We start from the raw sequence: 14,500 nt of genomic DNA on the forward strand, positions 1-14,500 counted from the left end.
TAAAACTTTATAATCTATTTACAATGTTAATTGGCTTTTCACCACTTATAACCCTTGTAATATTTGACCACACACCTTGATGCATTTTGCGAAAAGCACCCTCTGTTGTTCCTCCAATGTGAGGAGTAAACAATATTTTGTATTTAACTTCTTCTGGAAGACTTAGTAGAGGATTGTCTATGGTTACCGGTTCTGGACTCAAGGTATCAATACCTGCCCCTGCTATTTCACCTTTTATAAGTGCAGCTTTTAAAGCTGTCTCGTCAACTATTTCTCCTCTTGCTGTGTTAATTAAAAAGGCTGTTTTCTTCATCTTACTTAAAAATGCTTTATCAACCATATTAGTTGTTTCCTTTGTTACTGGAACATGCAAACTAATTATGTCACATTCTTTTACAAGCTTGTCTAATTCTTTATATTGAACATTATACTCTTTTTCAATTTCATCAGCTGCCTTTGTTCTACTGTAATAATAAATTTTAGTGTCAAAGCTTACAAGACGCTTAGCAGTTTCCTTTGCAATTGCACCAAAGCCAATAAGGCCAACCGTACAGTCTGCTAATTCTCTAATCCCAGAAAGCATCATACGTTCCTTAGTTTCAATTTGCTGTCCTGCCCTTACTTTTAAATCTCCTTCTAAAGCATTTCTTAGCATTGCGAGCATTAAAAATATTGTGTGCTCTGCTACTGCGCCTGCATTTGCTCCTTTATTATTACAAACATAAATGTTCAGCTTTTTTGCAGCTTCTATATCTATTTTGTTAAATGCCACACCCTCGGAGTGAACAAGCTTTAAATTAGGCATATTTTTCATAAGATATCCGCTTACCTCTTTTATTGCATCTGCAAAAATAAAATCTGCATCCTTTGCTTTAAGAAGTATTTCATCATCACTACAGGAACACTCCATAAATATAAGCTCCATGCCCTTTGGTATGCTGCAGTATTCAAGATACTTTTCAACACGTTTTTTATTGCTAAGTACTAGCGTTTTCAGATAAATCACCTTCTTATTCTTCAAATACCGATTTATTATTATATTATACATTATTTTAACATTTTTTTATATGTTTTTATTCTTTTCACATAAGTTTATTAACCTCATTACATTTTCAGAAGCTTTTTCAACATTTTCTTTTCCAGCCTTAAGTGCATCTTCAATAGAAGTAATTTCTCTCACTATCCCAAATATCGAATCTATGCCGTTTTCATATAGTTCATCTATATTATCTCCAACCTTCCCTGCAAGAGCAATTACGGGTTTATCATACTTTTTAGCAAGTCTCGCTACACCTATTGGCGTTTTTCCAAACTTAGTTTGATAATCTATGCTTCCTTCTCCTGTAAAAACAACATCACAGAGCTTTACTTTATCTTCCAAGCCTGAATATTTTATAACCAAATCAATTCCCTTTTTTAATTTTCCATCTAAAAATGCTAAAAGACCTGCACCAAGCCCACCTGCAGCTCCTGCTCCTGGTATATCAAGAACATCCTTTTTTAACTGCTTTTTTATTATATCTGCATAATGTTTTAAATTTTTGTCTAGTATTTCAACCATTTCTTTTGTAGCACCTTTTTGTGGACCAAATACATTAGAAGCTCCATTTTCACCACAAAGAGGATTGCTTACATCTGAGGCAACTTCAATTTCTACACTTTTTAATCTTTTATCCAAATTAGACAAATCTATTTTTTCAAGCTTTCCAAGGTTACCACCACCAAAACCTATTTCCTTTCCTGTTTCATCTAAAAACTTCGCTCCAAGCGCCTCCATAGCCCCAGTTCCACCATCATTAGTAGAACTGCCGCCTATTCCTATAAGTATTTTTTTTACGCCTTTATCAAGACAGGCTTTAATAAGCTGCCCTGTACCATAAGTAGTAGTAATTAATGGATTTCTTTTTTCTTTTGAAACTAAATGAATTCCACTAGCACTTGCCATTTCAATTACTCCAACTTTTCCATTCCCCAAAATTCCGTATTGAGCCTCAACTTCATTTGAAAGAGGTCCAACTACTTTTATTGAATATACCTTACCATTTGTAGCATCAATAAGAGACTGCATTGTGCCTTCTCCTCCATCTGCCATTGGAACATGAACACAATTAATTTTATTATTAACCCTTTTTATTCCTTTTTCCATTGCTAAGCAGACTTCTTTTGCAGTCATGCTCTCTTTAAAAGAATCCGGTGCCAATACAATTGTAAAATCCTTCATAAAACATTCTCTCCTTATATAAGCTGTTATAATAATATTAACACATTTAAATAATTTTGAATAAAAAATGTCAAGATGTGCTAACCCGTTAACACATCTTGACATAGTTATCCCAGTAAAACTAAAAATTATACTAATTCATTGTAATGTTCTTAAACTTAATTCAGTTACTATTATCTAGGCCATCTTTCTTCTTTAGGCAGTAGTTCTTTAAATAAATTATGTGGCTCTGATTGATACCAATATGCAACAGTGGAAACATCATCCTGGCGTTCAAAAAGACCCTTATGACATACTCCTATTTGTTGAATAGTTACCTTCAAATCTTTCTCAAAACGAATTGGATCCATAATGTGCCATCTATACATTCCTCTCATTGGCATACAGTCATTGTTATGATATGCATTATGAATATCTTCATCCTTATCTCTATAAAAAGGATATCCCATAAATGGTGTAGAGTATGTATTTTCTACTGTTTTTCCATTTATCTGAGTTGCAAAACTCCATGCGCCACCAAAATAATCTTCTGTTCCTGTACCGCATATCGTTGGATATTCTTCGTCACCATCCATATAAAATTTAACTTCACCTTCACCCCACCAATATCTTTCAAGAGTGCTTAAAGCCATGTAGGTTCCCACATAATGTCCTTTTCCCTTTACATTGTCAAGTATTACATAATCCTCTTTTAATTTAGTTATTTTTTCACGTCTCCATTGTGCATGAAAATATGCTGCTTCCTTTGGAAGTTCATCGTATAAGCAGTAATCTACTTGATAAAAAAAGCCAGTTATGTCATTGACATGCTGATTTTCAATTGTTATTTTAGCCTTTTTACCAAATGGCATAGGGAAATAACAGTTAAAGCCTCTTGTTGGATTTACTACAATAGGCATAGAGTTTACTACAGCACTAGAACCAAAGCCAGAGCAGAAGAAATCACCTAGCGGACTTTCAACTGAAGGTTTCTCTTCATCATCCCAATACATTCTTAAAACTAGATCTCTTAAAACAAACCTATCAGCTTCAGATGTTCTATCTGTAACCGTTATCCATATATGCTGAATAACTCCAGTTCCTTCTATTTCCGCAATTGTAACCGTTTTATCGTGTTTCAAAGTTATACATGGTGATCCTTTTCTTGAAGGTCCTAAATCACTTGATGCCATACCACCTTTTCCTTTTTCTCCCTTAGGGTTTTCTGCATTAATGGTTCTAGTTCTTCCGTTATTCATAATAGGAAGAGAACCTAACCCTGTAATAAATGGATTGTTTAACATATAACTACCTCCGCTTTCTCTGTAATATATAATTTTAATTTTATACATAACATATTTTACTATAATTAAGTCTGAAAATCATTCATTTTTTATTAATTTCTACATTTTTCACGCATTATTTTTTTTTAATTTCAGGCAACCATATTAAGTGCAGAACAATTAAGGAAGATTTACCTTTTATTTTTTAGGTAAATCTTAAAACTTATTCTAAAACATTTTGTGCAGCAACATTCACTGCAATTTCTAAAGCCTTTACCATATCTAAAAGACTCATACTAGGTTGATTATTATAATTTGCAGCCTGCTCGGGAAGATACGGGATATGTATAAATCCTCCTGTGATATTATTGTACTTAGTACTTATTACATGCATAAGACCATAAAGCAGTTGATTACATACGAAAGTACCAGCAGTATTTGATACTGACGCTGGTATGCCAGCCTTTTTTATATTCAAAACAATATCCTTTATTGGAATAGTAGAAAAATAAGCTGCAGCACCATCTTCTATTATTGGCGTATCTACCAGTTTATTATTTTCATTATCTGGAATTCTTGCATCAATTACATTAATTGCAACTCTTTCAACGGTTATTTCGCTTCTTCCACCTGCTTGACCAATGCATATAACAACATCTGGTTCAAATTCTCTTACAGTATCTTCAAGAATTTTTATTGACTTATAAAAAACTGTAGGAATCTCTTTTACTCTCAGCTCAATATTACTAAATTCAATATCTTTTAATTTCTTAACAGCTTCCAATGCTGGATTTATTTTTTCCCCTCCAAAGGGATCAAAACCTGTTATAAGTACTTTTTTCATTTATAATTTTCCTCCTTAGGGTTTAATCGGACTATCATATTAAAAAGTGTTAGAACATATTTAGTCAATACCAATATATATTTCGATCTGTCTGAATGTCTTTCCAGCGAGTAGACATGCACGAGGTTTGGCTAATATATAGATAACTAATACAAACATCCAAAACCCCGTATATGATCTTTATCCTTCCATACCTCAGGCAAGCACTCGCTTAAAGCCACCAATTAGATTTATAGGACTTTTTTAATGCGACGAAGCATTGTTACTTCACATTATACTTCAAATTTTTGCATCATTTCATTAAGCTTTTGTGCTAAGACAGCTTGATTTTGTGCCGTTAAAGCAACTTGCTCTATACCTTTTGAGGTTTCGCTTATACTCCTTTCTATAGACTCAACATTCTTATATGAAATTTGTGTATTATTAGTCATTGTGTCCATAGCCTCTCCAACTTGGTGTATTGACTCACTTATTTCTTTTGCCATAATTAAAATTTTTTGAGACATTTCACTTACAAAATTTGAATCATTATAATAATCACTGCCTAACTTTTCAAAACTCTCTAACTGTGGATTTATGTCTTGCTTAACAAACTTAAGTATTTCGCTGCTATTGTTTGACAAATCATTAAATGCATACTTGACTCTACTTATTATATCCTCTACCTCTTTTACAGTCTCAGCAGATTGACTAGCAAGTTTTCTAACTTCATCTGCAACAACTGCAAATCCTTTTCCGTGTTCACCAGCTCTTGCAGCCTCTATAGCTGCATTAAGTGATAATAAATTAGTTTCTTCTGAAATATCCTTTATAGTATTAACCATAACAATTATTTTTTCTACAATACTGACTTCTTCTATAGACTTAACTATGTTTTTTTCTTTATCATTATATATATTTTTAACTCTGTCAATAGATTCTTTGCTATCTTTTTCTATTTTGGTAGCCCTTACTTTAAAGGAGTCTGAATTCTCATTTCCTTCTCCCGCCTTGCTTGATAATCTTTCTACATTTGAGTTAATTTCTTCTACAGATGCATTTATCTCTTCTGATATAGCACTGGTTTCTTCAGCTGTAACAGCAATATTTTTAATCTCTGCATCTATATTTTGCATCATAGAATAAAATTCTTCTACTGTTGCTGAAAGTTCTTCACTGGATGCGCTTATATCCTCTGAATCAATTACAATTTCATTAACCAGACTTCCAATATTCTTTTGCATTATAACCACAGCATTTGCAAGTTCACCAATTTCATCGTTTCGCTTTATAAAAGCATCGGAAACCGGAATATTAAATTTTCCATTAGAAAGATTATCAAAATGCTTAACAATGTCTTTAAGTGGCTTTGAAAGCTTTAAGTTAATAAAAATATAAATTGAACTTCCAAATATTAAAATTGCAATGATTGCAATCATTAAATTACTATTAATAAAATCTCTTTTAAAACCCTCACTTATAGATCTATCTCTTCCTACAAATAAAATACCTGAAATCTTATTATTTCCATCCATAATTGGATCATACAAGGTATCATAGCTTTTCCCAAGTATATTTGCCTCCCCAATATATTTACTTCCAGATAGAACCTTTTTTGCAATATCAGAATTTAGCTTAGTTCCAATCACTCTCTTTCCATCTTTTTTTATAGTGGTTGCGATTCTTGTATCCCCTAAAAAGATTGTTGCATCGCAATTCAAGCTTTTCTTTATATAATCCACAACTTTGTTTGTATCAAGTCTATATCCTGCTGATATTACACCAATTATTTTACCATCGTTATCTTTTACAGGTATACCAGACCTAACTGATAATTTAACAGAAGTCCCACTTTCCACCTGTGAATTTGCTTTTCCTTTAATAGCATTTTGCACATTAGTTTGTTCTATAATACTATCTCCTTTTTTGCTTTTATCGTGAGTTCGAGCTAAAACAACACCTTTTTCATCTGTAATAGTAATAAAATCCATATCCGAATTATTAATTAGAGGTTCCAGAGTCCTTAATATAATGCTCGTATCTTTTTGCTTTATTGCTGAAACAACCTCTTTATTTAGCACTAATTGCATTCCTGCACTAAAAGACGTTATTTTCATATCATCTAGTTTTTTCATAAATATCTTAGATGACTTCGTAATTTCTTCATTTGTAGTTCCATCTACATATTTGTCAAATCTAAGTACATCTTCAACTACAACAGAAGCCACAAGTATAAGAATAACCACTACTAAAAAGGCAACAATTCTAGTTTTAATTGATTTTTTATTCATAGGCTCACCTCTTCTACATAAATTTTCTTTAACCTTACATTTGCCATAATTTTTTTAAATTTCTGATTTTTCAATATAAATTGATAAAATTTTTCAAAACTTAATTTATATATTCTACTTATTATAAAAAAATCCTTTAATAAAAATTTATATTTATCCATTTTTTTATTTTTATATTTACTTTCGAATAAATTTTGTTGAGATTTGAAGCATTATTTGAAAATAATGTTATAATATTAAATAATTCCATATTAAATTTATTTGAAATGAGGAATCATTATGAATAACATTTTACTTGAAAAAATAAACAAATTAGAACTTAGAGTAAAGGAAAAAGGATTTAAATTTACACCTCAAAGGCAGGCCGTTTTAGAAGCTATCATTACAAATGGCAACATGCACATGACTGTAGAGGAAATTTATGACTACGTAAAAAAAGATCATTCAGAAATAGGACTAGCAACTGTATATAGGTCTGTATTGCTTTTAAATGATATAGGAATAATAACAAAATTAAGCCTTAACGATGGTATTGCAAGATATCAAATAATCCATGAAAACGAAACCCATCAGCATCATCATTTAATATGTACAAATTGTGGTAAGATTATCGATGTAGAAGAGGATTTACTGGATGACATTGAAAGTAAAATTGAAGCTACTTACGGATTTAATGTGAAAAATCATTCATTAAAGTTTTTCGGATTATGTAAGGATTGTAGAGACAAATAAAAAGGTATGGATAGCCAACTTGGAAGATTCAAATTAGCTAAATTCTATTTTGCAGCATGTATCAGTTGACAATTGACAGATGACAGTGAAGGTTGCCTTTCTTCCGTTTCACTATAGAAAGACTTAAACTTAATGCTGGTGCCAATTTTTTAGAATTGCCTGTTTCTCTCGCTTAGCCAAGCTAAGCATCATTAGTTATAATTAAAGATTTATCTGAGAAAAGTGAAAGAAAAATTTATTATTAACTATCAATTTTTCTCTGCCCATTGTCAGCTGATTAAAACGTCCAAAATATATTTGTAAAACTTTAACATCACCTATTTTAAGCATTCAGTTTGCCTATCTATATAACTTTTTGGGCGCCGCTTTAAGCGTGCTTACTTTGAGTTTTAGAAGGATAATGGGCTCACGCCCAAACCCCGTGATTCTCATTTTGTTATATCTCTAAGTTATCTGCCATTGCTTGAAGAGTGCTTGCTTTGGGTTTTAGAAGGATAATGGGCTCACGCCCAAACCCCGTGTAGGATTATGCTCTTTTTGGTAGGTTGGTGGACTTTATTGAGTTCTTTATTTCTGTGATATTTTTATTTAATGTGCTTTCAACTGCTGCTACTATTGCCCCTTCAACTAGGGCCGCATCTACTATCTCAACCTTGTTTTGCTTATCTGGATCTAAAAATTCAATTGCCATTTCAGCATTCATGCATGAACTTCCTAAATCAAATAAAATTATTACACCATCTTCTGAATATACGCTTTGAATGGCCTCCAAAATTTTATTTACATCTGTACCTATTCTTTCATCTCTTGTTCCTCCAGCCGCTGCGATTTTAGCCTGTGATGCCATTTGAAGAGAAACTTCTTTTATTCCCTCTGCAATCTTATTGCTATGTGAAACTAAAACTATACCCACCATATTTTTGCAACTCCTTTTTAACCTATGCATTTTTGAATCTTTTATTTTAGGCAGTCATATATTGTTTTGAGCATTATAGAAGCTGAAACTGCTCCCGGATCCTTATGACCTATACTCCTATCGCCAAGATAACTTGCCCTACCTTTTTTCGCAGCTATTTTTTCAGTATTTTCTGCTCCCTTTAGTGCTGCGTTACTTACAGCCTCCAATACTTCACTGCAAGCTTTACCTTCTTCTCTGGAAGCTTTTCCGGCTCTATACGCAGGCATAATAGCATCAAGCATAGTCTTGTCCCCCTCTTGAGCCTTTCCTCTCATAACAACTCCATCAATTGCTGCTTTTAATATATTTATAAAATCATCAATACCTACACTCTCTTTATCATTTACAATAACTGCTGCCTTCATAAAAGCTGTTCCATACAAGGGACCTGAAGCACCACCAACATGAGATACAAGTGCCATACCTGCTTTTTTTAATATACCTCCTATGTTTTTACTATCAACATCCTTTAAAGCTTCTTTTACTGCTAAAAAACCCTTACTCATGTTAAGACCATGATCTCCATCTCCTATACTTGCATCCAATTCAGTAAGATAAACCTTATTTTCTTCAATTTTATCACCAATTGATACTAGTATTTCAATTATTTTTTCTCCCGATATCATAGTTTAAGCCTCCCATTCTTATACCCATTTCATTTTATGATTTTAAAAGCTGGTGTATCTGAAAAATCATCAAGCAGCTCTTTAATTTCATTATCTAATTTTAATATTGTTATTGAAAATCCAGCCATTTCTAGTGAAGTCATATATTCTCCTACAAAAGTTTTGTATACTTTTATCCCATTACTATTGAGCAGTTCATTTACCTTTTTATTCACTATGTAAAGCTCCATAAGTGGCGTTGAACACATTCCATTTACCATTACAGCTACTTCATCTTTTTCATTTATTTTTATATCATCTAAGATTTTTTTCATAAGCTTCGAGACCATTTCATCAGCTGTTCCTATTTTTTCTCTTCTAATACCAGGTTCTCCATGAATGCCTATCCCAATTTCAATTTCATCTTCCTTAAGTGTAAAATTAGGTTTTCCTGATGCTGGCACTGTACAAGAACCTAAGGCAATCCCCATACTTCTTACATTTGAAATAACTTTTTCTGCAATCCTTTTTACCTCTTTAAGTTCCATCCCTCTTTCTGCAGCAGCCCCCGCAATTTTATGCACAAAAACAGTTCCTGCAATTCCTCTTCTTCCAGTAGTAAAGGTACTATCCTCCACTGCCACATCATCATTTACAACCACAGATTCAACCTTTATGCCATCCATATCTGCCATGTCTTTCGCCATTTCAAAATTCATTATATCTCCACTATAATTTTTTATAACAAGCAAAACTCCTTTTCCCCTGTCCACTGCCTTTATAGCCTCATATACCTGATCCGGAGTAGGTGATGTAAATACTTGTCCTACTACTGCAGCATCAAGCATGCCCTTACCTACATAGCCAGCATGTGCAGGTTCATGTCCGCTTCCACCTCCGCTTACAATTGCAACTTTTTCTTTGCTTAAATCAGTTCTTACGAGGACATTTGCATTTTCAAGCTTCTTTAAATATTCCGGATGTGCCTTTTCAATTCCAATAAGCATTTCTGAAAGGACATTTTCAGGATTATTAATTACTTTTTTCATATTAATTTCCTCCAAACCTTATAAAAATTAGACTTATCCTCCTTACGTTAGATAAATCTTTATATATAGCTATATTTTAAATAAACTCTAATTATTAATTGTTGGCAATTTTACTTTATATATTCTATTAAATCTGCTCTAAAAATCTCTATTTTCTCCTTATAATCTCCATTTTTTAATTCAGCCTTAGAAATATCCATCAAAGCTTTAGGTTTTTTCGGTATAATTTTCTCTAAATCCTTAAATACTTTAAATTCTTTAGGTTTATCTGTACCATGTGTGTTAAAAAATGCTGTACATTTAATTTTATCCTTATTTTTACTCACGTACGACCTAATGGCTGGTGTAATATGTGAAGCCCACACGGGAGTGCCAATTATAACAACATCATATTCTGAAGGATCCTTTTGAGTATTACAAATGGTTGTTTCGTTACCAAGAATAGCATCTTTAATTTCAATTATAGTTTTAAATATTCCTTTTCTATTTGTTTTTTCTCTAATTTCCTCTATATCACAATTAAAACTTTTGCTTATGCTTTCTGCGACCTGTTTAGTATTTCCAGTTTTTGAAAAAAACACAACTAGAATCTTAGTATCATCCATTTTGTTTCCTCCATTATTTTACATGGTTTGGATATTTTATAAACATTATACCACACATATAGCATATATGGATATAATTAGATTATTATCCAAAAATATTTATTATTTTTTGGAATTTATCTGAATTTTCATTTATCTTTTGTTCATTTCCAATAACGCATAAATAATTTTCCTTCATGCAAGCTTCTATAAGCTCTGAGCATTTTCTTATACTCTGAATATCTGCATTTATTATTTCATCTCTTATTCTCTGTATATATTCCATATCAATATTAGCAATGTAATGAAGTACTGTTCTTTCACATTTAGATGCATTACTTAAAGGCATATCAATTCCACTTATAGTTCCAAGTATATACTTTGTTATCTCTCTATAGTCTGCATCAAAGTTTTTAATATATCTAGAAAATTCATCATATACTTCAAGTGTTTGAGTTAAACCAGGGTCTCTATAGGAACACAAATTCATATTTCCACTTCCAGAAAATGATGCGAAGGCTCCATAAGCACCACCTTGAACTCTTACCTTACTCCATAAATAATCATAACTTGCAATAGATTTTATAACAGATAAAATTCCACTATTATTAAAATTAAGTTTCTTAAAATTATATCCCTTAGCAACACACTGAACCTTAGAAGATGTGATAATTCCTTCATTCAATTTTTTAAGTTCAAAATCATATTTATATTTAACTATATTATTTGCTTTAAGCTTATTTTTGAATTCATTAAATAGCTTTAAAAATTCATTTAGGGAGCTTCTATCTCCACCATATCCAACTATCATATTATTTGAGCTAAAAACAAGCTCTACACACTCTTTTAACTTCTCCGATATATTTTTTTTCTCTCTGTCAAAATTCTTTTCAAGCTCACACAAAAATTTATAAAATTCTATACCAGATATTAAATCTACATATTTATACATTTGAGAATAATATGACCCTAATCTTACTGAAGCAACTCTATGTGCCCTACTTTGCATTGACATTTCCAATCTTGATTTAAGTTCTTCAATAAGCTCCTTAAGCCTTTTATAATCATCATATACAGTTTTATTTATTATCTCTTCTAAAAATTCAAAAAGCATATGCGTTTTTTCTTTTAAAACCTTTGTTCTAACTACAAATTCAGGAACATACTTATCAACTTCCTTTATATCCGAATAAGGCTCTAAGCTGAAATCCATACCTCCAACATTCATATTAACCTCATTAGACAAATCCTTAAAATCATATCTTTCAGTATTCATTCGTCCAATAAAAATAGAAAGCATTGAAAGATATGGTATCATATGTGCTGGAACTACAGCTGCATCAAAGTATAAATTTATATAGTTTATACCATTAGTGCTTAATGGCGTATATAAAATATCAACACCATCTTGATTTATTTTTTCACTTTCAAAATAATCTGCTTTAGGATTGATGTCTTTAATTGAAAGCATAGGTATTTTCTCTAAATCTTCTTTCCTATCTGGAGTTTCATTTCTTAATTTAAGCTTCCTGTTTTGCTTAAATATTTCTTCTAATTCACTCTTAGTAAGCCCATCCTTAAATGTCCTTAGATTTTCCAAAAGAGTTTTATTGGTTTCATATTCAAGATTTTTCTTAGGTTTTACGGTTATAAGTGCACTATGTTTATTGTTTAGAAAATATTTCTGTATAATCTTTTCAAAGTAATTATGTTCTACAGAATCCTTTATTTTTTTAAGTTTTTTCTCAAACTTGAGGTTTTCAAAGGGCTCCCCCCCATAAAGCATTCTATCTAATATTTTTTCATTATATTCAAGTCCTCTTGGGTAACTTTCATAATCTGCTTCCTTTATCTCAAACTCTCTTGCATTTATTACAGCTTCTATCACTTTTTTATCTATACCATTTTTACACAAATCCTCTAGAACTTTAAAAACAATGTCTTTAAACTTATCTTTTTCTATCAAATTTGAATCTTTTAAAATAATGCTGAAGGTTGGCTGCAAAATAGAATTATCAAAAACCCCAAAAACATCTTTTCCTATATTAGCTTCAATAAGAGCTCTCTTTAATGGTGAAGAAGAAAGTCCTAGAAGTATGCTTTCAAGAATATCTAAAGCAAAGTACATTTCTTCATCCAAAATACTTCCTGTGCAGAAGCTTAAACAAAAAAAGGTTTTATCCTCTTCACTTTCACTACTTGATATAGAATATTCCACTTCTTTTTCAGCAATTTTTTCAAAAGCTTCTTGTTTTACAATATTGTTTTTAATATCTACCTTGGAAAATTTATTTAAATATTCATCATTTATAAACTTAAGCTCTTCGTCAAGATTAATATCTCCATAAAGGTATATTATACTGTTTGAAGGATGATAATATTCCCTGTGGAATTTGATAAACTCAGCCCTTGAAAGCTTAACTATTTCTTCTGGTTTTCCACCGGAATCAAATTTATATATATTATCTTTAAAAAGTGTTTCATCTACAGTTCTCAAAAGAGTCGATACTGGAGAAGAATATGCACCTTTCATTTCATTGTACACTATTCCTGTATAATCAAAGTCTCCACTGCTGTCATCAATATCATAATGCCATCCCTCCTGCATAAATATTTCAGGCTTTTCATATATAGCTGGATAAAAAACAGCATCAAGATAAACATCCATTAAATTTCTAAAATCTTTATAATTTCTGCTTGCAACAGGGTAAACTGTTTTATCTGGATAAGTTGCTGCATTTAAATAAGTGTTTAGCGATCCTTTTAAAATTTCTACAAATGGTTCCTTAACAGGGAATTTTTTCGAACCGCATAATACCGAATGTTCCATTATGTGTGGTATTCCCTTATTGTTTTGGGGAAGAGTTTTAAAGGTTATTGAAAATGTTTTATTATCATCATCATTTTCAAGACTCACAAGCTTAGCTCCGCTTTTAACATGTGTAAACACTCTTCCAATGGACTTTATTTCATCTATACTTACTTCATCTTCGAGTTTAAATCCAAAATAAACATCACCAACTTTAAATTTCATTAACTTTCCTCCATCTTTCTGTAGAACTTATACCTAATTCTATCATACTTTTGTAACTTATATTACAAAAAAAATTGATAGAGCTTATCTCCCTATCAATTATAAAACTTTTTATTTATATATATCATATCCAAACCATTTAGTAGAAAGTTTAGATAAGGTACCATCCTTATTTAAAGCGTTAAATTCTTTATTAAATTCATCCCTAAGTGCTTTGTCATTTTTTCTAAAAGCAGCTCCTATAGGTTCTTTGTTTAAAGTTGATTTAAGTCTTTTATAAACTCCTTTTTCTTTAGCACTGTAATAGTCACCTACCATTGGATCCGTAACTATTGCTGAGATTCTGCCATTCTTGAGGTCAATAAACGCATCTGGTGCGGCATTATATTTTTTAAGGTCTCTTAGCCCTGATATCTTTGATACTATGTCCTGTGCAGTACTTCCTGCTTCACATCCTATAGTCTTTCCTGGAAAATCTTTTTCATTCTTTATACTCGTGTTATCTGCTTTTACAAATATAGCATTACCACCATACACTATAGGCTCCGAAAAGAGCATTGTCTTTTTTCTTTCATCCGTAATACTTACAGTTGACATTATAACATCAAATTTCTTAGAGTTAAGTGCAAGGAAAATTCCATCCCAAGCATTTGAAACAAATTTTATTTTGACTCCCATTTTTTTGCCTAATTCTTTAGCTAGGTCAACTTCAAACCCAACTTTTTCATCGCCCTCATTTCTAAACTCCATTGGCGGATAATCATCATGCATGCCTACAAGAAGTACTCCTGCTTTTTTTACTTTCTCCAGAGAATCATCCGTAGAGCTCTTTTGCCCACAACCAGAAAAAATAGCTGCCATCATGAATAAAGATACCATCATTGCCAAAACCTTTTTCATATTATCAAACACCTCTGTAAACAATATATTATTTTGTCAAT

Annotated in this window: 12 protein-coding genes; 1 reads left to right on the top strand and 11 read right to left on the bottom strand. The window is 31.6% G+C overall.

Translation table 11 applies throughout. The features are described from left to right. Positions 1–7: 7 nt before the first annotated feature. The 5 genes from ACJDT4_RS06310 to ACJDT4_RS06330 form a co-directional block, all read right to left on the bottom strand. A complete protein-coding gene (locus tag ACJDT4_RS06310) occupies positions 8–1,006 on the bottom strand; it encodes a 2-hydroxyacid dehydrogenase (RefSeq protein ID WP_406786694.1) in 999 nt (332 codons plus the stop codon). Positions 1,007–1,063: 57 nt separating this feature from the next. Beyond that, on the bottom strand, positions 1,064–2,221 hold the full coding sequence (locus ACJDT4_RS06315) for a glycerate kinase family protein (RefSeq protein WP_406786695.1): 1,158 nt from the start codon (positions 2,219–2,221) through the stop codon (positions 1,064–1,066). A gap of 173 nt (positions 2,222–2,394) precedes the next feature. Then, positions 2,395–3,504: a glycoside hydrolase family 172 protein gene (locus ACJDT4_RS06320; RefSeq protein WP_406786696.1), complete on the bottom strand. Its 1,110-nt coding sequence runs from the start codon at positions 3,502–3,504 to the stop codon at positions 2,395–2,397. Between the two features lie 202 nt (positions 3,505–3,706). Further along, a complete protein-coding gene (gene pcp / locus ACJDT4_RS06325; RefSeq protein ID WP_406786697.1) occupies positions 3,707–4,327 on the bottom strand; it encodes a pyroglutamyl-peptidase I in 621 nt (206 codons plus the stop codon). A 272-nt stretch (positions 4,328–4,599) separates the two neighbouring features. After that, entirely contained in the window at positions 4,600–6,597 is a 1,998-nt protein-coding gene (locus tag ACJDT4_RS06330) for a methyl-accepting chemotaxis protein (RefSeq protein WP_406786698.1), read from the bottom strand. A gap of 279 nt (positions 6,598–6,876) precedes the next feature. Here ACJDT4_RS06330 and ACJDT4_RS06335 point away from each other — a divergent pair, with 279 nt between their 5' ends. Further along, entirely contained in the window at positions 6,877–7,329 is a 453-nt protein-coding gene (locus ACJDT4_RS06335; protein WP_406786699.1) for a Fur family transcriptional regulator, read from the top strand. Positions 7,330–7,855: 526 nt separating this feature from the next. On the opposite strand, the gene dhaM is transcribed toward ACJDT4_RS06335, so the two are convergent. The 6 genes from dhaM to ACJDT4_RS06365 all read right to left on the bottom strand — a co-directional run bounded on the left by dhaM (position 7,856) and on the right by ACJDT4_RS06365 (position 14,459). Further along, entirely contained in the window at positions 7,856–8,245 is a 390-nt protein-coding gene (gene dhaM / locus ACJDT4_RS06340) for a dihydroxyacetone kinase phosphoryl donor subunit DhaM (RefSeq protein WP_406786700.1), read from the bottom strand. A gap of 41 nt (positions 8,246–8,286) precedes the next feature. Then, the gene (gene dhaL, locus ACJDT4_RS06345) at positions 8,287–8,913 is read right to left on the bottom strand and encodes a dihydroxyacetone kinase subunit DhaL (RefSeq protein WP_406786701.1); all 627 of its coding nucleotides are present in this window, start codon (positions 8,911–8,913) and stop codon (positions 8,287–8,289) included. A 29-nt stretch (positions 8,914–8,942) separates the two neighbouring features. Next, positions 8,943–9,941: a dihydroxyacetone kinase subunit DhaK gene (gene dhaK, locus ACJDT4_RS06350; RefSeq protein ID WP_406786702.1), complete on the bottom strand. Its 999-nt coding sequence runs from the start codon at positions 9,939–9,941 to the stop codon at positions 8,943–8,945. Between the two features lie 110 nt (positions 9,942–10,051). Beyond that, positions 10,052–10,546 carry a flavodoxin family protein gene (locus ACJDT4_RS06355; RefSeq protein WP_406786703.1) on the bottom strand — a complete coding sequence of 165 codons (495 nt, stop codon included), beginning with the start codon at positions 10,544–10,546 and terminating at the stop codon, positions 10,052–10,054. An 85-nt stretch (positions 10,547–10,631) separates the two neighbouring features. Beyond that, a complete protein-coding gene (locus ACJDT4_RS06360; RefSeq protein ID WP_406786704.1) occupies positions 10,632–13,559 on the bottom strand; it encodes an insulinase family protein in 2,928 nt (975 codons plus the stop codon). 111 nt (positions 13,560–13,670) lie between these two features. Continuing rightward, positions 13,671–14,459, bottom strand: coding sequence for an ABC transporter substrate-binding protein (locus ACJDT4_RS06365; RefSeq protein WP_406786705.1), 789 nt, complete (start codon positions 14,457–14,459; stop codon positions 13,671–13,673). Positions 14,460–14,500 lie beyond the last annotated feature (41 nt).

Source organism: Clostridium neuense (genome assembly GCF_045310695.1).
In the GTDB taxonomy this organism is placed as follows: domain Bacteria; phylum Bacillota; class Clostridia; order Clostridiales; family Clostridiaceae; genus Clostridium_S; species Clostridium_S neuense.

Coding starts and splice junctions, on each gene's coding strand:
- ACJDT4_RS06315 (WP_406786695.1), bottom strand. CDS start 2,221: ATGAAGGATTTTACAATTGTATTGGCACCGGATTCTTTTAAAGAGAGC.
- ACJDT4_RS06320 (WP_406786696.1), bottom strand. CDS start 3,504: ATGTTAAACAATCCATTTATTACAGGGTTAGGTTCTCTTCCTATTATG.
- pcp (WP_406786697.1), bottom strand. CDS start 4,327: ATGAAAAAAGTACTTATAACAGGTTTTGATCCCTTTGGAGGGGAAAAA.
- ACJDT4_RS06330 (WP_406786698.1), bottom strand. CDS start 6,597: ATGAATAAAAAATCAATTAAAACTAGAATTGTTGCCTTTTTAGTAGTG.
- ACJDT4_RS06335 (WP_406786699.1), top strand. CDS start 6,877: ATGAATAACATTTTACTTGAAAAAATAAACAAATTAGAACTTAGAGTA.
- dhaM (WP_406786700.1), bottom strand. CDS start 8,245: ATGGTGGGTATAGTTTTAGTTTCACATAGCAATAAGATTGCAGAGGGA.
- dhaL (WP_406786701.1), bottom strand. CDS start 8,913: ATGATATCGGGAGAAAAAATAATTGAAATACTAGTATCAATTGGTGAT.
- dhaK (WP_406786702.1), bottom strand. CDS start 9,941: ATGAAAAAAGTAATTAATAATCCTGAAAATGTCCTTTCAGAAATGCTT.
- ACJDT4_RS06355 (WP_406786703.1), bottom strand. CDS start 10,546: ATGGATGATACTAAGATTCTAGTTGTGTTTTTTTCAAAAACTGGAAAT.
- ACJDT4_RS06360 (WP_406786704.1), bottom strand. CDS start 13,559: ATGAAATTTAAAGTTGGTGATGTTTATTTTGGATTTAAACTCGAAGAT.
- ACJDT4_RS06365 (WP_406786705.1), bottom strand. CDS start 14,459: ATGAAAAAGGTTTTGGCAATGATGGTATCTTTATTCATGATGGCAGCT.